23 protein-coding genes and 2 tRNA genes are annotated in these 21,121 nt (G+C 53.3%); 6 read left to right on the top strand and 19 right to left on the bottom strand.

What is annotated here, in order from left to right; all coding sequences use genetic code 11:
* Positions 1 to 140: 140 nt before the first annotated feature.
* From rplJ to murJ, 9 genes are all read right to left on the bottom strand, one after another.
* Entirely contained in the window at positions 141 to 689 is a 549-nt protein-coding gene (rplJ, locus tag GAP13_RS06550) for a 50S ribosomal protein L10 (protein ID WP_158907400.1), read from the bottom strand.
* 4 nt (positions 690 to 693) lie between these two features.
* Positions 694 to 1,380: a 50S ribosomal protein L1 gene (gene rplA / locus GAP13_RS06545; protein WP_158907398.1), complete on the bottom strand. Its 687-nt coding sequence runs from the start codon at positions 1,378 to 1,380 to the stop codon at positions 694 to 696.
* Position 1,381: 1 nt separating this feature from the next.
* Complete coding sequence (gene rplK / locus GAP13_RS06540; RefSeq protein WP_158907396.1) at positions 1,382 to 1,813, bottom strand: 50S ribosomal protein L11; 432 nt, start codon at positions 1,811 to 1,813, stop codon at positions 1,382 to 1,384.
* Positions 1,814 to 1,983: 170 nt separating this feature from the next.
* Positions 1,984 to 2,541, bottom strand: a complete 558-nt coding sequence (nusG, locus tag GAP13_RS06535; RefSeq protein WP_158907394.1) for a transcription termination/antitermination protein NusG — start codon at positions 2,539 to 2,541, stop codon at positions 1,984 to 1,986.
* A gap of 12 nt (positions 2,542 to 2,553) precedes the next feature.
* Complete coding sequence (gene secE / locus GAP13_RS06530; protein WP_158907392.1) at positions 2,554 to 2,736, bottom strand: preprotein translocase subunit SecE; 183 nt, start codon at positions 2,734 to 2,736, stop codon at positions 2,554 to 2,556.
* Positions 2,737 to 2,806: 70 nt separating this feature from the next.
* Positions 2,807 to 2,879 (bottom strand) — tRNA-Trp (locus GAP13_RS06525).
* A gap of 7 nt (positions 2,880 to 2,886) precedes the next feature.
* On the bottom strand, positions 2,887 to 3,063 hold the full coding sequence (gene rpmG / locus GAP13_RS06520) for a 50S ribosomal protein L33 (protein ID WP_158907390.1): 177 nt from the start codon (positions 3,061 to 3,063) through the stop codon (positions 2,887 to 2,889).
* 63 nt (positions 3,064 to 3,126) lie between these two features.
* Positions 3,127 to 3,199 (bottom strand) — tRNA-Thr (locus tag GAP13_RS06515).
* A 52-nt stretch (positions 3,200 to 3,251) separates the two neighbouring features.
* Positions 3,252 to 4,922: a murein biosynthesis integral membrane protein MurJ gene (murJ, locus tag GAP13_RS06510; protein ID WP_158907388.1), complete on the bottom strand. Its 1,671-nt coding sequence runs from the start codon at positions 4,920 to 4,922 to the stop codon at positions 3,252 to 3,254.
* Positions 4,923 to 5,142: 220 nt separating this feature from the next.
* On the opposite strand from murJ, the gene GAP13_RS06505 reads away from it, so the two are divergent.
* Entirely contained in the window at positions 5,143 to 5,985 is an 843-nt protein-coding gene (locus GAP13_RS06505; RefSeq protein ID WP_158907386.1) for a Cof-type HAD-IIB family hydrolase, read from the top strand.
* A gap of 9 nt (positions 5,986 to 5,994) precedes the next feature.
* On the opposite strand, the gene GAP13_RS06500 is transcribed toward GAP13_RS06505, so the two are convergent.
* A complete protein-coding gene (locus GAP13_RS06500; RefSeq protein WP_241864303.1) occupies positions 5,995 to 6,804 on the bottom strand; it encodes a M15 family metallopeptidase in 810 nt (269 codons plus the stop codon).
* Positions 6,805 to 6,893: 89 nt separating this feature from the next.
* On the opposite strand from GAP13_RS06500, the gene GAP13_RS06495 reads away from it, so the two are divergent.
* The gene (locus GAP13_RS06495; protein ID WP_158907384.1) at positions 6,894 to 7,712 is read left to right on the top strand and encodes a hypothetical protein; all 819 of its coding nucleotides are present in this window, start codon (positions 6,894 to 6,896) and stop codon (positions 7,710 to 7,712) included.
* On the opposite strand, the gene GAP13_RS06490 is transcribed toward GAP13_RS06495, so the two are convergent.
* The 6 genes from GAP13_RS06490 to GAP13_RS06465 form a co-directional block, all read right to left on the bottom strand.
* Positions 7,709 to 8,494, bottom strand: coding sequence for an NYN domain-containing protein (locus GAP13_RS06490; protein ID WP_158907382.1), 786 nt, complete (start codon positions 8,492 to 8,494; stop codon positions 7,709 to 7,711). The genes GAP13_RS06495 and GAP13_RS06490 overlap by 4 nt on opposite strands.
* Before the next feature lie 19 nt (positions 8,495 to 8,513).
* The gene (locus GAP13_RS06485) at positions 8,514 to 9,947 is read right to left on the bottom strand and encodes a glycerate kinase type-2 family protein (protein ID WP_222126166.1); all 1,434 of its coding nucleotides are present in this window, start codon (positions 9,945 to 9,947) and stop codon (positions 8,514 to 8,516) included.
* Complete coding sequence (locus tag GAP13_RS06480; RefSeq protein ID WP_158907380.1) at positions 9,944 to 10,627, bottom strand: tetratricopeptide repeat protein; 684 nt, start codon at positions 10,625 to 10,627, stop codon at positions 9,944 to 9,946. Before GAP13_RS06480 ends, GAP13_RS06485 begins: the two co-directional genes overlap by 4 nt.
* Positions 10,628 to 10,644: 17 nt before the next feature.
* Positions 10,645 to 11,979 (bottom strand): GntP family permease, encoded by a 1,335-nt coding sequence (locus tag GAP13_RS06475; RefSeq protein WP_158907378.1) that lies wholly within the window; start codon positions 11,977 to 11,979, stop codon positions 10,645 to 10,647.
* A gap of 97 nt (positions 11,980 to 12,076) precedes the next feature.
* Positions 12,077 to 13,201, bottom strand: a complete 1,125-nt coding sequence (locus GAP13_RS06470; protein WP_158907376.1) for an endonuclease/exonuclease/phosphatase family protein — start codon at positions 13,199 to 13,201, stop codon at positions 12,077 to 12,079.
* 85 nt (positions 13,202 to 13,286) lie between these two features.
* Positions 13,287 to 13,877: an ATP-dependent Clp protease proteolytic subunit gene (locus GAP13_RS06465; protein WP_158907374.1), complete on the bottom strand. Its 591-nt coding sequence runs from the start codon at positions 13,875 to 13,877 to the stop codon at positions 13,287 to 13,289.
* 306 nt (positions 13,878 to 14,183) lie between these two features.
* Here GAP13_RS06465 and GAP13_RS06460 point away from each other — a divergent pair, with 306 nt between their 5' ends.
* From GAP13_RS06460 to GAP13_RS06445, 4 genes are all read left to right on the top strand, one after another.
* Positions 14,184 to 14,777, top strand: a complete 594-nt coding sequence (locus tag GAP13_RS06460; protein WP_158907372.1) for a TlpA family protein disulfide reductase — start codon at positions 14,184 to 14,186, stop codon at positions 14,775 to 14,777.
* Positions 14,774 to 15,796, top strand: a complete 1,023-nt coding sequence (locus GAP13_RS06455) for a cytochrome c biogenesis protein CcdA (RefSeq protein WP_158907370.1) — start codon at positions 14,774 to 14,776, stop codon at positions 15,794 to 15,796. The genes GAP13_RS06460 and GAP13_RS06455 overlap by 4 nt, the downstream gene beginning before the upstream one ends.
* Positions 15,797 to 15,891: 95 nt before the next feature.
* The gene (locus GAP13_RS06450) at positions 15,892 to 16,131 is read left to right on the top strand and encodes a type II toxin-antitoxin system Phd/YefM family antitoxin (RefSeq protein ID WP_158907368.1); all 240 of its coding nucleotides are present in this window, start codon (positions 15,892 to 15,894) and stop codon (positions 16,129 to 16,131) included.
* A complete protein-coding gene (locus GAP13_RS06445) occupies positions 16,128 to 16,523 on the top strand; it encodes a type II toxin-antitoxin system VapC family toxin (protein ID WP_158907366.1) in 396 nt (131 codons plus the stop codon). Before GAP13_RS06450 ends, GAP13_RS06445 begins: the two co-directional genes overlap by 4 nt.
* A gap of 65 nt (positions 16,524 to 16,588) precedes the next feature.
* Here GAP13_RS06445 and GAP13_RS06440 read toward each other — a convergent pair whose 3' ends face one another.
* The 3 genes from GAP13_RS06440 to radA are packed head-to-tail and all read right to left on the bottom strand — an operon-like array spanning position 16,589 to position 21,104.
* Positions 16,589 to 17,539 (bottom strand): nucleoside recognition domain-containing protein, encoded by a 951-nt coding sequence (locus GAP13_RS06440; protein ID WP_158907364.1) that lies wholly within the window; start codon positions 17,537 to 17,539, stop codon positions 16,589 to 16,591.
* Entirely contained in the window at positions 17,536 to 19,701 is a 2,166-nt protein-coding gene (locus GAP13_RS06435; protein WP_158907362.1) for a 4-alpha-glucanotransferase, read from the bottom strand. Before GAP13_RS06435 ends, GAP13_RS06440 begins: the two co-directional genes overlap by 4 nt.
* Positions 19,698 to 21,104: a DNA repair protein RadA gene (gene radA / locus GAP13_RS06430; RefSeq protein WP_158907360.1), complete on the bottom strand. Its 1,407-nt coding sequence runs from the start codon at positions 21,102 to 21,104 to the stop codon at positions 19,698 to 19,700. The genes GAP13_RS06435 and radA overlap by 4 nt, the downstream gene beginning before the upstream one ends.
* Positions 21,105 to 21,121 lie beyond the last annotated feature (17 nt).

The raw sequence follows: 21,121 nt of genomic DNA, 5'->3' as shown, positions 1-21,121 counted from the left end.
AGCCCGCCACAACGAACGGACTTTTTATCGAATTCCGACAGGAACGGCAGCGTCCGAAGCCTGACGGAATCAATTTTTAAAACGATGCGGCGGCGCTGGACGGGTGCGTGCATCTTGCCAGCGTACGACGCACACGCAAGTTATGCGTTCTCCTGCGCCTTTTTCTCCTCGATAGCCTTGAGCACGCGAACCAGCTTCGTCGGTATCGCGTTGATGACATACACGAGGTTCTGTGCCGGGCCCTGCATCGCTGACATGAGCATCGCGATGAGCTGATTCCTGCCAGGAAGCTTGCTGAGAGCCTCGACCTGATGAGAATCCATGAACTGGCGACCGACCATTGCGCCCTTAATGACGAGCGCGGGCGTCTCTTTGGCAAAATCGAGCAGGACTTTCGCCACTTCGTTGGAATCGGTTTTTACAAATGCGACAGCGGTAGGACCGGTAAGCACAGGCGCCACATCCTGCGAAAATCCCAATTCCTCAAATGCAAGCCGAGCAAAATTGTTCTTTACCACATGGAGCTCAACGCCTTTTTCGCGAAGCTGGCGCCGAAGGCTTGTGATCTGTTCCACAGTGAGGCCGCGGTACTCGGTGAAGATGAAATCGTTCGAACTGGAGATCATCTCTTTGAGCATGCCTATGGCTTCGATTTTCCTGGGCTGAAGTTTTGATGCTTTTATGGCCATAGTCTTACCTCTTTTCCGACTTGTTGAGTACGACTTTGACACTCGGCCCCATAGTCGGCGTCAAGTATATGGAAGCGATGAAATCGCCTTTGGCATCAGCAGGACGCTTGCGGCTAATTTCTTCGACAAGCGTGTTCAGATTCTCGGCGATCTTTTCTGGCTCCATGGAAACCTTGCCAACCGGCAGGTGGATGATGCCTGACTTGTCAGTGCGGTATTCGGTGCGGCCTTTGCGCAGCTCGTTGAGCGACGCAGGGAGGTCGTTGGTGACCGTGCCGGTTTTGGGATTCGGCATGAGGCCGCGGCGGCCAAGGATCATACCGAGCTTGCCGACATCTTTCATCATGTCGGGGGTTGCGACTGCGATATCGAAATCGAGCCAACCGCCCTTGATCTTCTCGATGAGTTCGGCATCGCCCGCATAGGTAGCGCCGGCTTCGAGGGCTTCTTTTACGCGCTCGGGGCGGCAGAAGACGAGGATTCGTTTTTCGCCGCGGAACTGGTGTGGAAGAACCACTGTGTCGCGCACTGACTGGCTCTTCTTGAGGTTGAGCCTGATATGCACTTCGACAGTTTCGTCAAACTTGGCGGTTTTGAGCTCCTTGACCAGAGCGCACGCGGCCCCCAGTTCATATGCCTGCGAAGGATCAACTTTCTTCGCGACTTCGTTGTATTTTTTGCCGTGTTTCATCTCACCACTCCACTTCAACGCCCATAGCCCGGGCGGTACCTGCGATGATGCGTTTCGCGGCTTCAAGATCGTTTGCGTTGAGATCCGGAAGCTTCAGCTTCGCGATCTCTTCGAGCTTCGCCTTCGAAAGCTTTGCCACTTTGTCTTTTTGAGGAAGCGCTGATCCCTTCTCGATGCCGCAGGCTTTCTTGATGAGCACACTGGCAGGAGGCGTTTTCAGGATAAATGTAAAGCTCTTATCCTGATAAATTGTAATAATTGCCGGGATGACAAGACCTGGCTCCATGTTCTTCGTGCGGTCATTAAACTGCTGGCAGAACATGGGCGCAGAAACGCCATGAGGACCCAAGGCGGGTCCTACGGGAGGAGCTGGCGTCGCTTTGCCGGCGGGGCACTGCAATTTGACGATTGCAGTAATTTTCTTTTTGGCCATAGCCGTTCTCCTATTGTGGTATACCCGACTTCCAACGAGCCGGGGTAGCGTCCCTGTCGCGCAGAGACTCCCATCTTCGGAGGATAAACCCCTTATCTGAGAAGCATGCCGGCTTAAACGCCGGCCTGCCGCTGTACAAAGATCACTGGACCCCTCGGCGGGGCACCTGCTTACATCTTCTCGACCTGCGCCATGTCGACTTCGACCGGCGTGGATCTGCCGAAGATCTGAACGCTCACTTTAATCTTGCTTTTCTCGGCGTTCACCTCATCGATAACGCCGGAGAAGGACTCAAATGGTCCTTCGATAATCTTGACTTGCTCGCCCACAGTGAAGGTCTGACGGAAGTGGACTTGCCGCTCGCCTTTGAGCTCTCCCGTGCGCTGAAGAATGCGCTTCACTTCTTCCATGGTGATGGGCACAGGCTTCACGTTGGAAGCGGAACCGACAAAACCGGTTACCCCTGTAATATTCCGAATAATTGCGCAGGTCGCTTTCCAGCCATTCTCAGGAAGATCCATCTCCACCAGAATATAGCCAGGCAGAATCTTGCGGGAAACCGTGCGCTTTTTCCCGTCTTTTATTTCGGCCACTTCCTCGGCAGGGACTTTCACATCCGTGACTATATCGCGAGAAAGCTCACCGGAGTCGATGAGCATGCGGATTGTCTTTTCTATTTTATTCTCGTAGCCAGAGTAAACATGAAGAATATACCAGGCTTTTGCCATCCCTTTTCTGCCTTATCGGAAAACGACCTCAATTCCCAACACAAGGAGGAAATCGATGAGGCCGAGCACCAGGGCCACCGCGACTGTTGAAATAACTACAATCTTTGTCGAGGCGATTACATCCTCTTTGGACGGCCACACCACTTTTGCAAGTTCCGCATAGCTGTCTTTAAAAAACTGTATGATTTTCTTCATGGCGGCTCCTTGGACCCCTTTCGCTTTTTCGCTGTACGCATGCACAGCGTATTGCGTTCATTCTCAAACCCAGGCCAGGTAGGACTCGAACCCACAACATCCGGTTTTGGAGACCGGCGCTCTACCATTAGAGCTACTGGCCTAAACAGTTTATTTTACTTTTGTTTCCCTGTGCAGCGTGTGTTTGCGGTCCCACTTGCAGTATTTCATGAGCTCGAGCTTGTCCTGCGTCGTCTTGCGGTTCTTCTTGGTTGTATAATTGCGACGCTTGCACTCGGTGCACTGAAGGGCAATAATCTCTACATTCTGCTTTTTCTTGGATGCCATGGCTCCCAATCCTTTCGCGGCGATCCACAATCGTGCACGCCGGGATAATCAAAAATGAATTCGAGCCCCCGAACGGAATCGAACCGTTGACCTTATCCTTACCATGGATATGCTCTGCCAACTGAGCTACAGGGGCGCAAAATAGAGCTTGGCGAATATATCACTCGATGAGGGATATGTCAATATCGCTATCTACCTCTCCCGCGGGTTTTTCGAGAGAATGCATTGGTTATTGAAGCAGCTACTGAATCTTTTGTCAACACAAGGAGCGCAATGCCGACCGCCGCAAACACAACCGTCCCCGCAACCAGCGGGACGCCGGCTGAGATAAGCCGTGAGTGGGCGTCCGCAACCTTCGCGTACACCGCCCTGTCGACAAACAAAGCCGGCACAACCGCAACGGCCGAAAAAATTGCCATCCTGATCGCATACTTCAGGGCGTCCCAGAGCTCATGCCGCACACCCTCGATATTTCCCTTTATGAGGGCCCACACAAGAAGTCCGGTATTCATCGCGCTGGAAAACGAAAGCGCGAACGCAATGCCCGGCCCCTGGAACCGAAACGCGAGCGCCAGAACCAGCACCACATTCACGCCAAAGCTCGCGATGCCCGCCCATGTCGGCGTCTTTGTATCACTGCGCGCATAGAACGCTGGCGCAATCAGCCTGTTCATCGCTATAAATACAAGCCCCGTCTGGTGCCAGAAAAAAGCGCTTGCGGTGAGGCGAACCGACACATCGGTAAAATCTCCGCTCTTGAAAAGCAAGGTAACGATGCGCTCCGGAAAAGCCATGGAAAACACTGCAACCGGCACTGTGAGCAGAAGAAGAGAACGCATTGTCCGCCCCAGCGTGCTGGAATAGTCGCGCCAGGCATGTTCCCGAACTGCATCCGCAAGGCGCGGCAAGAGCACCGTCCCCGCCGAAACTGCAAAAATGCCGAGAATCAATTCCTGGAGCCGCAGCGAATACTGGAGGCTTGAGGCAACCCCTGTGCCTGCCCGCGACGCAAATGCTGTGCTTACCAGGTCATTCACCTGATATGCCGCCATGCCGAGAATCGTCGGCGCAATGAGCGCAAACACCTTGCGCATGCCCGGGTTCAGGAACGCTCGCGCTGGATTCATGAATCCGAAACGTATTCCCAGCCTGAGCACCGCTGGCAGCTGCACGAGCGCCTGTGCAAGCCCACCAATCACAACACCCACAGCCATTGCACGCGCAGGATTTCCGAGTCTGCTCCCGACAAGCCAGGGAACCACGATAAAGCAAATATTGAACAGAATCGGCGCAAGCCCCGAAGGATTGAAAATCTCATGCGAATTCAGGATTCCCTGCAGAAGAGCAGCAAAAGAAACAAGAGCCAGGAATGGAAACATGATCCTGGTGAGCAGCGCCGTTTCAACCGGTTCGGAACCAAAAAGCTTGACAATCCATGGGGCAAGGGCAATTCCCAGTGCCACAGCTGCGGTGACACAGATAGTCAGAACCGTCAGGCTCGCGGAGAGAAAGGTACGCGTCTCCTCGTCGTTTTGCGCATGGAGATAGCCTTTGTAGGTCGGAATGAACGCGACGGTAATCGAGCCTTCCGCAAAAAGGCGCCGCGTGAAATTCGGTATAATAAAGGAAACAGTAAATGCGTCGGAATATATCCCGGTGCCGAGAAAGCGCGCCTTCGTCATCTCGCGGATAAGGCCAAGAACTCGCGAAATCATGGTCAGCACCGAAAGCATGCCGGCGCTTCGCACCATTTTCGCCGATGCGGCATCTGATTCCAGCGTCGGTGCTGGCGTCGATGCTGCTGTTTCCGGCGTCGATGCGCGGGCTGCGCTGTTTTCGTGATTTTCTTGCGGGGCCATTGCCGCTAGCCTACTTCAAGAGCGCGCAAAGGTGAAGTAGCGGCTATCGGCGCGCCGGCAGCTTACCCTATTTAACCGAAACGCCTTATTGATGAGTGCAGGCTTCGGGCGCCGGCAGCTTGCCGTGTTTTGCTTGGGTGCATTTGATTGCTGCGGACCGTCGGCGCTGGCCCTTCGCCCTATTTAACCGAGGCGCCTCTTCCTTGTATAACTGGTGCATATGAACAGAAACAAACCAGCAGCGCCGATCAAGCTCATCGCGCTCGACCTCGATGACACGCTGCTACGCGCTGATCTCACTATTTCGGAACAAAACAAGCAGGCATTGCAGCGGGCTGAGAATCTGGGAATTCATATTGTGCTCGCGTCGGGGAGAAATTACCACTCCATGCGCCGTTACGCAGAAGAGCTTTTTATTCACCGCAGAGGCGATTATCTCATCGGCTCAAACGGAGCGCAGCTCATACGCGCCAGCTCGGGCAGGTTGATAGAAGACCTCAAACTCTCTGCAGCCTTCTGCAAGGAAGTGGCTTCGGACCTTGAGCGCAAAGGATATTTATGGCAGCTCTATATCGGCGGCAAAATTTATTGTAACAGAATGAACAAATGGGCGATTATGGATCAGGAATTCACAGGCCAGCCGCTCGAGGTCATCCGCGATTTTGACACAATCCTGAGCGAGGATCAAACCAAAATTCTGGTGTGCGGTGAGCCTGAACAAATCGAGGCTCTTTACCAGGGTCTTGTAAATCGCATCGGCGATCGGGCAGAGATTGTGACATCAAAACCCTATTTTCTCGAAATATTGCCTAAGGGTGCAACCAAAGGAGCGGCGCTCGAGCGCCTCACTGCGCGGCTCGGGCTTGATATGGAGTCAGTGCTTGCAATAGGCGATGCTCGGAACGATTACGATATGATTTTCAAAGCAGGCTGGGGATGCGCTCCGGCGAATGCGGCCGACGAGATCCGCGCGATCGCCCGCTTCGTTTCGGCTCGAACAAATGAAGAAGACGCGGTCGCTGACATTCTGGAATGGGGTCTGACCCCTTTTTTAAAAATTTAAAAAAGGGGGTCAGACCCCCGAAAGAAACTCGATGAGATACTGCTGCACGCCGAGGAAGAACCTATCCTGCATCTGCGCCGCAGCGGGCGAGATATAGCGGTAGTGCCAGCTCTCCCAACGGTAGCCGGTCACCTCTTCCATATTTTTCGGGAAGGAAAGCGAAAAGCCAAATGTGGAAGCATGCGCTGCAAGCCACTTGCTGGCAGCAGTCTCCGCAAATGCATCGGTTATCGAGCCAAAATCTATGGCGGTGCCAAGCTGGTGCTGGGACATGCCGGGAGGAGCAGATACCCGCTCCGCTTCGATCTTGCCCATTTCTTTGACATTGCGCTCGAATACTGTTTTCTGGTACTCATATGAGCGGTACGCAGACGAGACAACGAGCGTGATACCGTCTTTTCGGGCGGCTTCTGCCATGCGCGCCAGCGCTTCGCGCGCAGGCTTACGAAGCATCATGCCTTTTTTCGAAACCGCATACGGAAAGGCGCCATCGAGCGACACAAGGTCGCCGGGAATGAAAGAAGCAGGCAGCGCAACCGTCTTGTCCACGCGGCGCAAAAGATTCGGGTCTGCATTCATGACTGCGCGCACTTCATGAAAAAGGCTCGCAAATTCCGAAGGAGCCTGATTGATTGCGGCCGCGATGCGACTGCGGTCTTCATCGCCAAGACGCACTGCCGACAGCGCCGCCTGAGCTTCAGCGCGTATATCGGCAGGCAACCTGGAAAGAGTATCGTTTTTCTGCGCGGCACACGCCGAGCTCGATACAAAGGCAAACGCCGCCGCAAGAGTTGTTGCAATCAAAGAAAAAACTCTCATAATGGCAGAATAGCATGCTTCGAACGTTTTTTGAACCGCGCCTGCGCTAAAGCAGCCGTAATATGCAAGGGCGAGCCAAAGGATATTACATGACCGACACGCAATTCGCGCGCTTTTGCGATGTGCGCGAAAAAATCCGGCTTTATATTTCGTCGATATCAGAGAATGCGCAGTGGATCCTCGAAGCCCAGCGAACAGTATACAATGCCCGTGGCTACTACGAGGCAGATCTGGAAACCCCTGTCGTCTACAATCTCGCGCTGGAAGATATCACTGCCAAGTCCGAGCCACGCTTTATCATCGTTGCGGACAATCCCGGCATTCAGGAGCAGAAGGCCAAAAACCACCGTTATCTTGTTGGCCAATCAGGGAAACTCGCGGTATCGTGGTTCCGGGAAAATCTGGGAATCGATTTCAGGTCTTCAACGCTTATCATCAACAAGACGCCAATTCACACGCCGAAAACTGCGGAACTTCGCCTACTGGTGCGCGCCGCCGGGTCGCGCAGCGATGAGCTTGCTGACCTGCTGGTTGACAGCCAAAGAGAAATGGCGCGCTTTGCCTTCGATTTGCTAGAAATCCTTGAGTGTCCGTTGTGGGTATCGGGTATTGGCGAGCTCAGGCCCAAAGGTATTTTCCGACCCTGGGCTGAAGAGTTGCGCGCATTATGCCTTGGGGCGCCTTTCGAATTGCGCGAGCGCGTGTGGCTTTTTCGGCATTTTTCGATGAACCAGTTCGCTATCGAGTATGCAAATGCTCGCAGAGCGATGATGGTCGACCCAAAAGAGGCTCAGAATACACAAAAGGCATCGCGTGTCCCGAACCCGGGCGTTTCGGATCCGGGCGCGACCTATGCGATGCTCGCCGAAATCGGCAGAAAAAACCGCACCACAATTTTGGGGTTTTAGCTCCGCCCCCTATGCTTTATTCGCAAATACACCTGCTTGCCGGGCACCATGGGGTTCGTACGCTCATCTATTTCGAATAAATTTGTCGCCTTGATGAGCTCTCCGAGTTTGCGGAATCCATAGTTTCGAGGGTCGAATTCCGGCAGCCGATTGGCGATATAGGTGCCAACCTCTCCAAGGTATGCCCATCCGAATTCATCGGCAGCTTCTTCGGCGGCGCTCAGAAGGAGCGCTTTGAGCTTCTTGTCATCTTTTATGTCGGGTTGGGCGGCGGCACGTTTGCTTGCAGCATCCTTGTCGGGATGGCTTTCCCGCTCCTCATCAGTTTCACCCACATTTTCCTGCAAGATTTCGGTGTAAATGAATTTGTCGCATGCTGCGACAAAGGGCTTTGGAGTTTTGCGCTGGCCAAAGCCGAGCACCAGTTTGCCATCTTCACGAAGACGCGCGGCAAGGCGGGTAAAATCCGAGTCGCTCGATACAATGCAGAAGCCGTCCAGATTTTCGGTATAGAGCAGATCCATCGCATCGATGATCATCGCACTGTCCGTGGAATTCTTGCCGGTTGTGTAGGCAAACTGCTGGACAGGCTGAATGGCATACTCGAGGAGCCGCTCTTTCCATCCCCGGAGATTCGGGTTTGTCCAGTCGCCATAAATTCTTTTTACGCTGGCTATTCCGTATTTGGCAATTTCGGCCAGAAGCCCGTCGATAATGGCTGGCTGCGTATTATCCGCATCGATAAGGACCGCAAGCTTTAGCTGCGAGTCTGATTTCATCATGTTTCTCCTGAGTAATTTTCTATTTTACAATGAGAATCTGTATGTCGCACACATTCGTGCCGGTCGGGCCGGTCTTGAATAATGCTCCTGCCTTGTCAAAGAATGTGTACGAGTCGTTCTCCGCGAGATAGTGAGCAGGATTCAAGGCGTGCGCCTTTGCGCGTTCGATAACCGCGGCATCAGCAAATGCGCCGGCCGCATCGGTGGGGCCATCGTTTCCATCGGTTCCCGCGGAGAGAAATGCAATTCGATCGAGCTGACCACGCAATGCTGATGGATAGTGCGCAAGCTCTTCAAGAAAAGAGAGCGCCATCTCTTGATTCCTCCCGCCCTTTCCGTGGCCGCGAATTGTCACGGTCGTTTCGCCTCCCGCAATGATGCAGGCAGGCGTGGCGACTGGAATTTTGTGGAGCAGGATATCCTGGACAGCGCCCGAAAACACCTTAGCGATTTCGCGTGCTTCGCCGGAAAGACGCGTGCCTATGACCAGCGTGTGATACCCGAGATCCTTGCTCTTGCGCTCCGCCTCGATAATTGCATGAAAATTGGTGCCTACCAGTATCGTTGAACAAGCTCTGAAGATTGGGTCCCCCGGTTTTGGAGTATCGGGGCGCTCGCCTTCGCAGCCTTCCTCAATTATGTGAACCACCGATTCAGGCAATGCGTCGAAGAGTCCATACCGATCGAAAATAGCCTTTACATCCTGCCAGGTACTGGTATCCGGCACAGTCGGACCGGAAGCGATGGCATCCAGATCATCGCCCATCACATCCGACAGCACGAGAGCGAGTGTTTCGGCTGGAAATAGCGCACGCGCCAGAAGCCCGCCCTTTATCGCCGAAAGATGCTTCCGCACAGCATTGATTTCATGGATGGTCGCACCGCATGCGAGCAAGAGGCGTGTCACTGCGGCCTTGTCCTCAAGCGTCAAACCTTCGGCAGGGCTGCTGAGCAAAGCGCTTCCACCTCCGGATATGAGCACGCATACGAGCGTATGGCTGCCTCGCTTTTCCCATTCTCGCACCTGCGAGGCAAGCGCAAGCATCTCCTTGCCTGCGAGCATGGAGCGCTGGTCCGGTACTGGATGTCCTGCTTCGATTATATGGATGGAGCGCTCGGTGAAAAGCGTGCGCGTTTCGGGATCGAACGCCAGAGGCTGGCCTCCTTCGGGAGCTTTCGTGATAACAAGCCCCTGTGAAACCCGCTCACCCAGAAGTGCAGCAAGGCTTGCAGCCATTGGAATCGATGCCTTGCCGAAAGCAGCCAGCACTATTCGCTCGTACTTGTCGAGATCGTATCCGCGCACGGCCTGGCCATCGCCTACAACAAGCTTCGAGCCATCGAGCGACAGGCTATACGAAAAAAGGCGCTCGGGGCGCACTCGCTCCACTGCAGCCCGAAAGATCGCTTCGGCATCTTGGCGCAGGTTCAGCATGGTTTTTGTATTCATCATGAGTTCCTCTTTTTTGTTCTATTGAGCGATTGCTGACAAAGCTCGAGATTGCGGGCTACCTGGATGCTGTGCGAAAGTTCGAATGCTTTTTCGAACAGCGGCTTTGCTTCTTCGGGCTTGCTCTGCTTATTGAAAAGGATTGAAGCTGCATTGTTCAGCGCCGGCCAGTTTGTCTCATCCAATTCGAACGATTTTAAAAACATGGCGACTGCATCCTCATGAGCACCAGCTTCTCTCAGATCTTCTGCCTGTTTGAAAAGCTCCATGGCTTTTCTGGTGGCCGCAAATCTTTTTTCATCTTCGCATATCGCGAGCCGCTTTTCCATAAGGAGCCTCATATGGAAAGCCTTGCCTCCTTCGGCACATTCTGGCTCCTGAAGCGCTTTGCGATAGCGTCGTTCCGCTTCTTTTCTTTTTCCGGTCGCATATGCAAGATCGGCAAGCGCTGAATGTCGATAGAACGAAGAGCCGTACAGCTTTTCTTCTTTTAATAAATAGCGTTCGGCTTCTTCGGACCTGCCCTGGGCTAGGAGAATTACCCCAAGATTGCGAAGTACGCGAATCGAGTTCGGCTCCGATTGCTCAAGTTTTCGAAACCAACGTTCAGCTTTGGCATAGTCGCCTGCAATGTAGGCATTGAGGCCGAATCGCTCGCACAATGTTGCATACAGCTTGTTCATCGACCTCAAAGACTACATCAATGCACGAACAAGGACAATATGAGAATGGCAATGAAGGCGACTGCGCCTTCTATTGCGGTCGCGGAAGTATATGCCTTGTATGCGATATTTACTGGCATTCCAGAGAATTGTGATACAACCCAGAAATAGGAGTCGTTTGCATGGGAGACCACCATTGAACCAGCGCCAATGGCGATCGTGGTGAGTGCCGGATCGAGGCCGAGTGTCTGCAGCAAAGGCGCCATAATGCCGGCAGTGGTTACAATCGCGACGGTTGATGAGCCTTGAGCTGTCTTGAGAGCAGCTGAAATGATAAATGGCAGGAAGATTCCGAGCTGCATGCCCGCCATGTTTGTCTTGATGAATTCAGTGATGGGGCTGGCCTTGATAATCTGGCCAAATGCGCCGCCCGCGCCGGTGATAACAAGAATTATTGCTGATTCCTTGATGCCTTCACCCATCCAGCCAGAAATAGCATTCTTCAGTTCGCCTTTCTGTACGAGAAGCAATGAAACAAGCACACCGATTATCAACGCAGTGACGGGATCGCCAATGAACGAAAGGAAGATACGGAAACCGCCATTGCCAAAAGGCTTCGAGGGGAATTCTGCCACACTTTTCAGAAGAATGAGCGCAATGGGCAGTACAATTGGAAGAAACGATAGGAAAGTTCCTGGCAATTTGCCGAATTTTTTTACAATTTCCGAATAGGTCTCGTGAATCTCCGGCTCGATTTCATACCTCTTCGCAAATTTGGTTGCCCAGAGAAGCCCTGCCAGTGATGCCGGGATTGCAGCAATGAGGCCGAGCAGAATCACTTTCCCGAGATCCGCACCCAGTGCGCTCGCTGCTGCAATCGGGCCGGGAGTCGGCGGAACCATCGTATGGGTCGCGTACAAGCCCGTGGAAAGAGCGACCGCCATGACAGCCATCGAAATGCCCGATTCCTTTGCAAGCGCCTTGTTGAGAGGATTCAGAATGACATATCCCGAATCGCAGAACACTGGAATCGAAACAATGTAGCCTGCGACATTCATCGCGAGCGGAGCACGGGATTTGCCGACCAGCTTGAGAATAGCTTGTGTCATGGAAAGCGCTGCGCCTGTTTTTTCGAGAATTGTGCCCATAATGGTGCCCGCCACAATGACAATGCCGATGTTCGTCAGCGTGCCGCCGAACCCATTTTTAATGCCCGCGATGACATCCAGCGGCTTCAGACCGATGAGCAGTCCGAAGACAAAAGAAACGCCTATCAGTACGAGGAAGGCGTTCATTTTGTACCTGCCCGTCAGGATGATGATGAGAATTACCGCTAGCAACAAAAGCAATAACGCAACAACACCTGAAACCATATATGCCTCCTGGAAGCAAGATTAGCACACGTTATTTCGGGATGCAATTATTAATTACGCTTCATCAAGTTATATTGACTATATTGCATCGATACATTTAGTAGCGTACCCGGGCTTGCCCGGCATTTTTCTGAAGAACAAGGCAGACAGGCAAATGATCAGAATAGCCGGAACTGCCATTCCATTCGAAAGGTTTGCCGGATGCATCGAAAAGAACAGGCGATTCAGAAGTACAAAAACCTTCATACTCGAGCCCGAACCCATCCTGTAAGGCTGCATTCAGAAGAAATCCATCGAACTGCTCACGCTTATCGCGATAGGCAATGCTGAACCCATCGGGTTTTTCTGCCCACGGGCTGTAGAGCGCTACTCTTGATGCATCATCGGGTGATGAACCACCGGGCTGCAAAAAACTTTGGGAAACCCAGAGTGGCTCGCCTTCGGCTGCTGCTGGTGGAGAGCCAGATTCAAGCGGCATCAGGGCAGTGGGATAGCGCCTGCTTATCCTGAGATATTCATCCGGCGACTCGTTGAAATCGCCACACACAATAATTGGCAAATCTGGTTTTTCCGATTCGATTTCGCGAATTCGTTGGGCCAACAAAGCTGCGGCGGCGCGCCGCGCGGATTCGGTTTCCTGCTCGCCTTCCCGTTTGGATTTCCAGTGGCAGATGAGGAGCAAAATGCGGTCTGCGTCACTCGTTGCGCCGCTAGTATCCAGCTCGACCTCGAGAATGTCCCGCAAAGGACCAAATCCCCACGCATCCATTACCGAATGGGTGTGCATTGCTGTCACAGGAAAGCGTGAAAGAACCCCTGTATGGATGATGCTGTCCTTCGGTCCGCTTATCGCCCAATATCGATAAGCCCCTTTGCGGAAATGCTCTGCAAGGTCTGCAAGCACTTTTTCATTCTCGATTTCCTGGACGCAGAGAATATCAGGATCCCGGGCCTGCGCGGAGCCTGAGTCTTTGCCCTTGCCAAGCGATCGAACCGCTTCGATGACACTCGCCAGGCGTTTTGCATACAGCTCTTTTGTCCATTTCCCTTTCGATGGCTTGAATTCGGGGTACTCGTTGCCGCTTTCCTCGGCATCGAAGAGATTGTGGACATTGTACGAAACAATGCGAATTTCTTGCGCCTGATCGACAGAGCCGAGCGAACAGCGGCAACTGATGACAAGCATGGCAATTGCTGCGAAAAAAAGAAATGCCGGACGCACACTTCCTCCTTATTCTCCATAAGGAAGACGCATCCGGCATGCTCCGCGCTTCAAATTTGAAGGGGCGGGCGCTCGCTTTTTCGTTCTATATAAGTTCGTTTCTGGAGGCGATCACCTTGCCGATAAGCCCATACTGCATCGCTTCGGGCGCATTCATCCAGAAATCCCTGTCAGTGTCTTTGGTGATTTTTTCGAGCTGCTGCCCGGTTGCTTCGGCGATGATCTCGTTGATTCGCGCGCGCGTTTTTTCGAGCTCACGCGCATGAATTTCGATTTCGGTAGCAACCCCATTCATCCCCGAAAGAGGCTGATGAATCAGATACGACGAATTGGGCAGGCCAAAACGCCGCTCCTTGGGCACTGCAAGTAAAATCAGCGCTGCGGCTGAAGCAACAAGACCGATCCCGACAATGCGCACCGGCGCTTTGATAAAGCGGATCACATCGAAAATCGAGAATCCGGCATAGACATCGCCGCCCGGGGAATCGATAAGCAGCGTGATTGGTTCTTCGGACATACTGTCGAGCAGCAAGAGCTGTCGAACCACTTTTTCGGAAAGATCTTTGTCGACCTCGCCGACAAGAAGGACAGTGCGGGTTTTGAGAAAACGTTCGCTCAAAGGTTCTTCGGGCCGTTTGGCTTCGGTTTCGGTAGTCTGCGGCTCTGCGAGTTTCATTTTTTTAAGGACTCCTTGCATCAATTTAAAAAGATCCGATTGAATAGTAATGATTTCGGAGCAAAGCGGCAACGGCACGACGAAGGCGCCGCCAAAAACTTAACGTAACAAAAAATTTTACGTAAAATTTCGATCTTTCCTTGTCCCTTCTTTCCTTCAAACCCTGTAACTCAGTTGCTCAATTGTTTATTATATATTAAACTTTATATGTTGCGTTGCGCCGATCGCTTGTGTCTATACACGCCCCGCGCAACTGATTGACTTAAAAAAGGCGCGTACATAGCGCAGCCAAGAACAGGAGACACTATGGCACACAGCCAGAATCGCCCGCTCAGTTCCAGATTGATCTTTCAATCATCATCATTCATTCTGCTTTCGTTGATTATTGTGCTATCCTCCGCACAGCCTGCCGCAGCTGCCGAAACGCGGCCATGGTATGCTTCCGGCCTCGAGGCCCTCGGTTTTTATGTGTTCGACCAGCCCTTCGAACAGCCCAATTTCAGTGTTGCTGCAATCAACGGGAGCCTGAAAAGCCGCCTTTCCACCAAAGGCAATATCACTCTCCTCAATTTCTGGGCAACCTGGTGCCCACCGTGCAAGCAGGAAATCCCCACCATTCAGAAGCTTCACGAAACCATGAAAGGCGAAAAATTCGAAATCATGGCAATTGATCTTGGCGAGCCTCCTGCCAGTGTCAAAACGTTTCTGGAACAGAACAAGATCACCTACCCTGTCTATGTCGACCCGAAAAACAGCCTTGCCGCGCTGTATGCATCCCGCGGCATCCCCACAACCTATATTCTCGACAAGAATGGGAAATTCATCGCGGGCATTATCGGTGCTTTTGAATACGACAATCCCGAGTTTGTGCGCATCATGAAGGAGCTTGCGCGCAAATGAATCAACCCGACCTGATCGCTGCCTTTGCCGCAGGACTTGTCTCCTTTATTTCTCCTTGTGTGCTCCCGCTGCTTCCTGCATATCTTTCTCTTTTATCAGGACTTACGATAAAAGAGCTTTCGGGCCAGCAAAAACGGGCAAAGCTACTCACTGCAAGCCTCATGTTCTCCGCCGGATTTACGCTCGCATTTACACTGCTGGGCATCATTTTCTCGGGTGGCATGAGCTTTGCAGGCGCCGGGGCTTCGAGACTGTTCGGGCAAATTGCTGGAATCATTGTCATTGTGCTCGGGTTCAACATCATGTTCGATTTTATCCGGATTTTGAACAATGATGCCCGGCTCATCCAGAAATTTGCAGGTAAAGGTCGGGGTCAGGTTAATTCTTTCCTGATGGGATTAGCGTTCGCTGCAGGCTGGTCGCCGTGCATCGGGCCTATTCTTGCATCGATTTTGTTGATGGCCGCGCGAAATGCAAACATTGCAGCCGCAGCCCTCCTTCTGGTTGCCTACTCCGCAGGATTCGCAATCCCGTTTATCGCGAGCGCACTCTTTTTTGAACGCCTTTCGCCGCTTCTGGGCTTTCTGAAAAAACATGGCAATGGCGTTCGCATTGTCTCGGGCCTGTTGCTTGTGGCATTCGGTATCGTGATGGTGCTGGGCTCGGTTTCGCGCATTTCTGCTTTGGCTGCCCAGGCTGGAATAGTGCTTTTGAGCTTTGATGCCTCTTCTCCTTTCTTTTCGAGATTGATTGGCGCTGCTGTCTGGCTGTTATTCGCGGCGCTCTCATTCAGGGTAATCCTGAATCGCCGCCGCACGCACTTGCAAGAAGAGGCCATAGCACCGGACCAGACACAGCCTGCTTCGCCTCAAACAACAGCGAACTCCGGCTCTACGCGGCGCCCGACCCTTCCCTGGCTTCTTTCTGCGCTGTTTTTCGTGCTCGCAATCCTCGAAATAGCAGGAGCGATTGGCCTGGTGCGGATTATCGGTGGCTGGCTCACGTTTACGGGAATCTAGCCTGAGATTTTTGCTGCGCTGTGGGCGGCGGGGCTCGCGCGGGCATGATAAATGTACAACTTGACCATTATGTACTAATTCGATATACTACCATTATGAAAACCTTCCAAGTCGCCGAAATCAGAGCTCAATTTTCCTCTGTCCTCAAGGAAGTCGAGGCGGGCTCCGAAATAGGAATTACCTTCGGGAAAAAGAAAGAAACCATAGCGGTTATCGTGCCTATTGAACAGTACAAAAAAATGAAAGAAAGAAAATTGGGGACCCTTGAAGGCAAGGCAAAAATTCGGATCAGTGAGGATTGGACCATCTCCGATGAGGAATTATTGAACTCATGAACATATTGCTCGACACCCACTACTTGCTCTGGGCATTCCTCGATACGTATAGAATAGAAAAAAGACTTATGGATATCATTCTTGCGGAAGACAACGAAATCTTCTACAGCCAAGCAAGCCTCTGGGAAATCTCGATCAAATATAACCTTGGGAAGCTTGTTTTCGAGGGAATAAGCCCTGAAGATCTCTATCGCGAAATAGAAAACAGCTTCCTCAGATGCCGCACTTTTACAAACGACGAACTCATCTCATTCTACAGGCTGCCAATAGAGCACAGAGACCCCTTTGACCGCATCCTTGTCTGGCAAGCCATCACTTCGGATTATTTCTTTTTGTCATCGGATGGAAAAGCCGATGCATACACAAAATATGGCCTGAAAATATTGCACTGAGTGCGCCATGGTTCGTTCCGTGCATCGCTGCAATTTTTTTGCCTGCAATTCGCTCTCTTTATCTCTTATACCACCCCGGCCTTCAACGAGCGCCTGAATAAGTAGCGCCTGAGCCGCTCACCCCATACAACAACAACAGCCAGCGCAAGCCTTGGTACAATAAGCCATAGCACCGGTATCGAAATCGCCGCATACAGCACGGTATCCTCGAGGAGCGAATGGGAAATCGCCGCATGGTGGTTGAAAAGGTCACCTTCCTGCAGGGTCATGCGGCCTTCGTCGCGCGCAGCTTTGATGATGCCCGCGCCATACGCATAGCCCACGATATTGATGACAATCCACATAAAGCCCATCGAGGGTTCGAGGCCGAACAAGCGCATAAGCCAGCCGAGCCACTTCGAGAGCCACTCCATAAGGTTGAATTGTTCGAGCAGGGTTTGGGCGAACATGAGCGCCAAAATGTACACGATAATCCTTGCAGTGAGCTTGAGCGTCGAGAGCGCCCATGAAGCCATCGTTGGCCAGAATGCGCTATTAGCAGTTGCCGAAGCGCTGAACAGCTGTATCTGGGCAAATGAAGCCGGAAGAATGAGGTTGAGCAGAAAACCGCCAACCATCGCAGTGCCAATCCTCAAGAGAGCCATCTTCAGCGCCGAAGAGCCGATGGATTTCATAACGGCCGTCTCGACGAGCAGGTTGTGCGAGATGAGGCACATGACCGCGAGGATGGTTGCATCCCTCAGGCTCAGATTCATGGAACTCATGACAGCGATTGAGGAATAATTGTTGAGGAGGGCGCCAGAGATGTACACAAGGGCTGCTTCGCCTGGCAGACCCAGAAGGCGCATAAGCGGGCGCAAAACCACAGCTATTTTTGCAAGAAGCCCACTCCAGCCGAGCAAGGTGACTAGAAGGCTCACTGGCACCATGATTTTTATAAGAAACCATGAAGTGTCGATGGTGCGCTTGAGGGATTTGCCCGCGATGCGGCGCAGCTCGTCTTTTAAAAAATTCACTTCGAGGCTCCCCGAACAGCGATTCTCGACACAAACGCGGCAAAATCCTTGTCACTTGCCAGCGTCCTCAAGTTTTCGCGGACGCGATAACTCCAATTAGATGGGAGCGTTGTGCCTGGCACATTGATGCGCTCATCCCTGGCATCGGGCTCTCGCCATTCAGGATGACAGGCGAGAATATCCTGAAGGGGATACACCACAACATTCGAGGCAGAGAGGACAAGGGCCCGGACAAGCACCGCAGCAGCCGATGGCTCAAGTGCTTCTGGCGCCTCTTGCGAGCAATTCGCAAGCAGAGAACTGAGCAGCGCATCCTTTTCCGCCATTTTTTTGAACATCGCCCAGAGCTGTGCGCGGTCAGCCTCTTCTTCCCACCACTGGCGCATGCTCGAAGAATCGTGCACGGAAGTACAGGCGACCGACAAAGACTCATAGGTTTCGAGCTGAATGTAAGGCTGGCCGGGCTTATCCCATTCGCGCTCCCAGCGCAGAACGCGCAAGCCAGGAATCTTGAGCTCTTTGAGCACTTTCGGCACACAGGGGGGAACTGCGCCGAGATCCTCGGCAAAGGGCTGCATGCCAGTCGAAGCAACAAGCATCGAAAGAAGTTCGCGCCCTCGCGCTTCCCACTCGGCGAGGGACTTCGAAGCAAGCTCGGCAGCCTTTTGTTCAAGCGCTTCTTGTTCCTGCATGCTCAAGCTCTTCCAGCTCGTTGTGTTGTGGTATTCCCAGGTGAATACAAAACGATCGGGCTCGACTTCGTAGAGAGCTCGGTCGGTCCACCATTCGCACATGCTCTGCGCGTAGTCTGACAGGGCGCTGGCTGCCTGCGGAAAATCTCCTTTGAGGGCGGCCACTTTTGAGTTGATATCGGCGCTGCCGCGGATTTGGGCGCTGAACAGAAAAAGTGGCTCATTCTTGATGCGCGAAAAACAAACCTGGCGCAGGTGGTCAAGACGCTGCACCAGGGATATCCTGCGATCCGCGCTGGCTTTGGTATCTCCCGCTTGAGAAACGTGCGGAGCGCCCTCTGCGCGATTGAATGCATCGATGCAACGGGCTTCCATGTTCTGGATTTTCCATTCAGGAATATGCGGCTTTGACAGCCAGGTAATCCGCTCGTCAGAAAAACCAAGGGCAGAAAGCTCTGACCGCGCCAAGCGCTCAGAAGGTTCAAACTCGCCTAGAAACGCTTCGCTTTCGAATGCGCTGATCGCCCAGATGCGAAAAAAGCCCAGCACATGGTCGATACGATAGCTTGTATAGAATTGGTCGGCATAGGCAAGCCGCTGACGCCAGAACGCATAATCCCCGGCCTTGAGAGCGTCCCAGTTGTAGAGCGGAAAACCCCAGTTCTGCCCGCGCGGCGAATACATATCGGGCGGCGCCCCAGCCTGGGAATTGAGGATAAAGATGTCGCGATCGCACCAGACGTCGGCAGAATCTTTTGCGAGTAGTATGGGGATGTCGCCCATGATGTCGATGCTCATCCCGGCAACAGAATGCGCAGCATCCTTGAGTTGTTCGCGCGCAAGGATCTGCAACCAGAGACGGAAACGGGCTTCTTCGCCGGTTTCGCTGCTGTCCCAGAGGGTTTCGATATCGGTAGGCGTGACATCGCGATATTCGGGCCATTCCCACCAGGGGGCAAGGCCATATTTTTCTTTGAGGGCCATGAAGCAGGCATAGGACTTGGCCCAGGTTTCTTGCGCTGCAAAGAGTTCGGCGAGGGGGCGGCAATATTCCTGGCTCTCATTCCAGACCGAGCGAAGCGCAGCAAGCTTATCCGAAAGCACTGCTTCGAAGGCAACTCGTTTGTTTCCGGCATGGGCGCGCGCAAGCTTGTTCTCGGCCTTTTTGAGTATATCGATTGCAGATTGAGCGAGCGGGGCCCCCAGCGATTCCATTGTTTTGGGAACTTCTGGAAGCGAGATATAGATCGGGTGCAAAGCAAACGCGCTCAATGCTGAATATGGAGAGGTGCCGTTCCCTGTATCGTTGAGCGGCAAAAGCTGAATGAGTGAAAGGCCCCACTGCTTCGCAAGCTTGGCGAGTTCCGTCAAATCCGAAAATACGCCGCACGCGGCGCTCTTGTTTTTCCTGAGCGAGAGAAGCGGCACGACAAGCCCGCTGATTCGTTCGTTATTATGTATGCATTTCATGTTCGATTCTCCTGGTTCCAGAGCAGGCGGAGCGTATCCTTGAGAGAAGAAGCACGCGTCCAGCGGAAAGATTGAGAAGCATGCTGGGCAGCGCGTGCTGCCTGATCAGAAAGCGTACCTTTTGAGAGCCCTTCGCCGGGAAGCAGCACGCCAGGGCCGATAATCCGCTCAAACCCGAGCTGGCTTGCTGACTTCGCGCGCCTGTCCATCGAGCGGACTGGCCGGACTTCCCCTGCAAGCGAAAGCTCTCCCGCAATCGCCGAGCCTAGAGGAAGCGCTTGCCCTGTCCGCGCGGAATACAGCGCACAGGCAAGCGGCAAATCGACCGCTGGCTCGGTAAGCCGCAAGCCCCCCGCCACGTTCACATAGATTTCCTGGCTCGAAAAATCGAGCCGCGTCTGCTTTTCAAGCACCGCCGCGATGCGCGATACGCGCAGCGGGTCGATCCGGTCCGAATAGACCCGCATGATGCCCGATTTCGATGGAATCGTGAGCGCCTGCACTTCGGCGAGCAAAATCCGAGAGCCTTCATGCACAATCGCCACCGCAATGCCCGCCGGCAGATGGCCTTCCCTTCGCACCATGAAAATGCCTGATGGATCGGGCAATTCAGCGAGTCCCTCCCCGCCCATGAGAAAAAACCCGAGCTCATCCGAAGAGCCGAAGCGATTCTTGCTCGTCCGCAGCACCCGCAGGGCATTCTCGGCCTGCTCGAAACTGATCACGGCATCGACAAGATGCTCGGCTGCTTTCGGACCGGCAATCATCCCGTCCTTCGTGACATGGGCTACAAGCACTACTATCGAATCATGGCTCTTCGCCCACTCCACAAGCTCCTGCGTGCAGAATTTGATCTGGTTCGGCGTGCCAGGAACCGCCCCCGCCTCCGGCGAATGGATGGTCTGGATCGAATCGACCACCGTGAGCAAAGGATGCACCGAATCCATAACCGACAGACACGCGTGCAGGTCATTCCCACAGAAAATCTCGATCTGTTTCGAAAGCGCCCCTATGCGCTCGGCTCGCAGGCGAATCTGCGCCGCCGATTCCTCGCCCGAAATGTAGAGCGCCTTGCCCTTTGCGCCGAGCTTTGCGCTTGCTTCCAGAAGCAGCGTGCTCTTGCCGATGCCCGGCTCGCCGCCTATAAGAATGGCCGAGCCGCGCATGAATCCGCCGCCCAGTACCCGATCGAGCTCGGAAATTCCCGAAGATACTCTCGTGCCAAGCGCAGGATTCACCGACTCAAGCGGCAGAGAAAATGCAGAACTGTCTTTTTCGAAGCGGCCTGCAGTTTTTGCTTCAAGCATTGTGTTCCACTGCCCGCATTCCGGACAGCGCCCGAGCCATTTCGGCTCCTCATGGCCGCACGCCGAACAGCGAAAAATGATCGATGGCTTTTTCATGCTCAGTGTATGGTATA

Source organism: Rectinema subterraneum (assembly GCA_009768935.1).
Taxonomy (GTDB): Bacteria; Spirochaetota; Spirochaetia; order Treponematales; family Rectinemataceae; genus Rectinema; species Rectinema subterraneum.
This window is presented reverse-complemented; position numbering and strand designations above follow the sequence as displayed.

Excerpts from the sequence above, each read along its gene's own strand:
- rplA (WP_158907398.1), bottom strand. The coding sequence starts at position 1,380 with ATGAAACACGGCAAAAAATACAACGAAGTCGCGAAGAAAGTTGATCCT.
- rplJ (WP_158907400.1), bottom strand. The coding sequence starts at position 689 with ATGGCCATAAAAGCATCAAAACTTCAGCCCAGGAAAATCGAAGCCATA.
- GAP13_RS06450 (WP_158907368.1), top strand. The coding sequence starts at position 15,892 with ATGAAAACCTTCCAAGTCGCCGAAATCAGAGCTCAATTTTCCTCTGTC.
- GAP13_RS06495 (WP_158907384.1), top strand. The coding sequence starts at position 6,894 with ATGACCGACACGCAATTCGCGCGCTTTTGCGATGTGCGCGAAAAAATC.
- nusG (WP_158907394.1), bottom strand. The coding sequence starts at position 2,541 with ATGGCAAAAGCCTGGTATATTCTTCATGTTTACTCTGGCTACGAGAAT.
- GAP13_RS06465 (WP_158907374.1), bottom strand. The coding sequence starts at position 13,877 with ATGAAACTCGCAGAGCCGCAGACTACCGAAACCGAAGCCAAACGGCCC.
- GAP13_RS06475 (WP_158907378.1), bottom strand. The coding sequence starts at position 11,979 with ATGGTTTCAGGTGTTGTTGCGTTATTGCTTTTGTTGCTAGCGGTAATT.
- GAP13_RS06505 (WP_158907386.1), top strand. The coding sequence starts at position 5,143 with ATGAACAGAAACAAACCAGCAGCGCCGATCAAGCTCATCGCGCTCGAC.
- GAP13_RS06455 (WP_158907370.1), top strand. The coding sequence starts at position 14,774 with ATGAATCAACCCGACCTGATCGCTGCCTTTGCCGCAGGACTTGTCTCC.
- murJ (WP_158907388.1), bottom strand. The coding sequence starts at position 4,922 with ATGGCCCCGCAAGAAAATCACGAAAACAGCGCAGCCCGCGCATCGACG.
- GAP13_RS06445 (WP_158907366.1), top strand. The coding sequence starts at position 16,128 with ATGAACATATTGCTCGACACCCACTACTTGCTCTGGGCATTCCTCGAT.
- secE (WP_158907392.1), bottom strand. The coding sequence starts at position 2,736 with ATGAAGAAAATCATACAGTTTTTTAAAGACAGCTATGCGGAACTTGCA.
- GAP13_RS06490 (WP_158907382.1), bottom strand. The coding sequence starts at position 8,494 with ATGATGAAATCAGACTCGCAGCTAAAGCTTGCGGTCCTTATCGATGCG.
- GAP13_RS06480 (WP_158907380.1), bottom strand. The coding sequence starts at position 10,627 with ATGAACAAGCTGTATGCAACATTGTGCGAGCGATTCGGCCTCAATGCC.
- rpmG (WP_158907390.1), bottom strand. The coding sequence starts at position 3,063 with ATGGCATCCAAGAAAAAGCAGAATGTAGAGATTATTGCCCTTCAGTGC.
- GAP13_RS06435 (WP_158907362.1), bottom strand. The coding sequence starts at position 19,701 with ATGAAATGCATACATAATAACGAACGAATCAGCGGGCTTGTCGTGCCG.
- rplK (WP_158907396.1), bottom strand. The coding sequence starts at position 1,813 with ATGGCCAAAAAGAAAATTACTGCAATCGTCAAATTGCAGTGCCCCGCC.
- GAP13_RS06485 (WP_222126166.1), bottom strand. The coding sequence starts at position 9,947 with ATGATGAATACAAAAACCATGCTGAACCTGCGCCAAGATGCCGAAGCG.
- GAP13_RS06500 (WP_241864303.1), bottom strand. The coding sequence starts at position 6,804 with ATGAGAGTTTTTTCTTTGATTGCAACAACTCTTGCGGCGGCGTTTGCC.
- GAP13_RS06460 (WP_158907372.1), top strand. The coding sequence starts at position 14,184 with ATGGCACACAGCCAGAATCGCCCGCTCAGTTCCAGATTGATCTTTCAA.
- radA (WP_158907360.1), bottom strand. The coding sequence starts at position 21,104 with ATGAAAAAGCCATCGATCATTTTTCGCTGTTCGGCGTGCGGCCATGAG.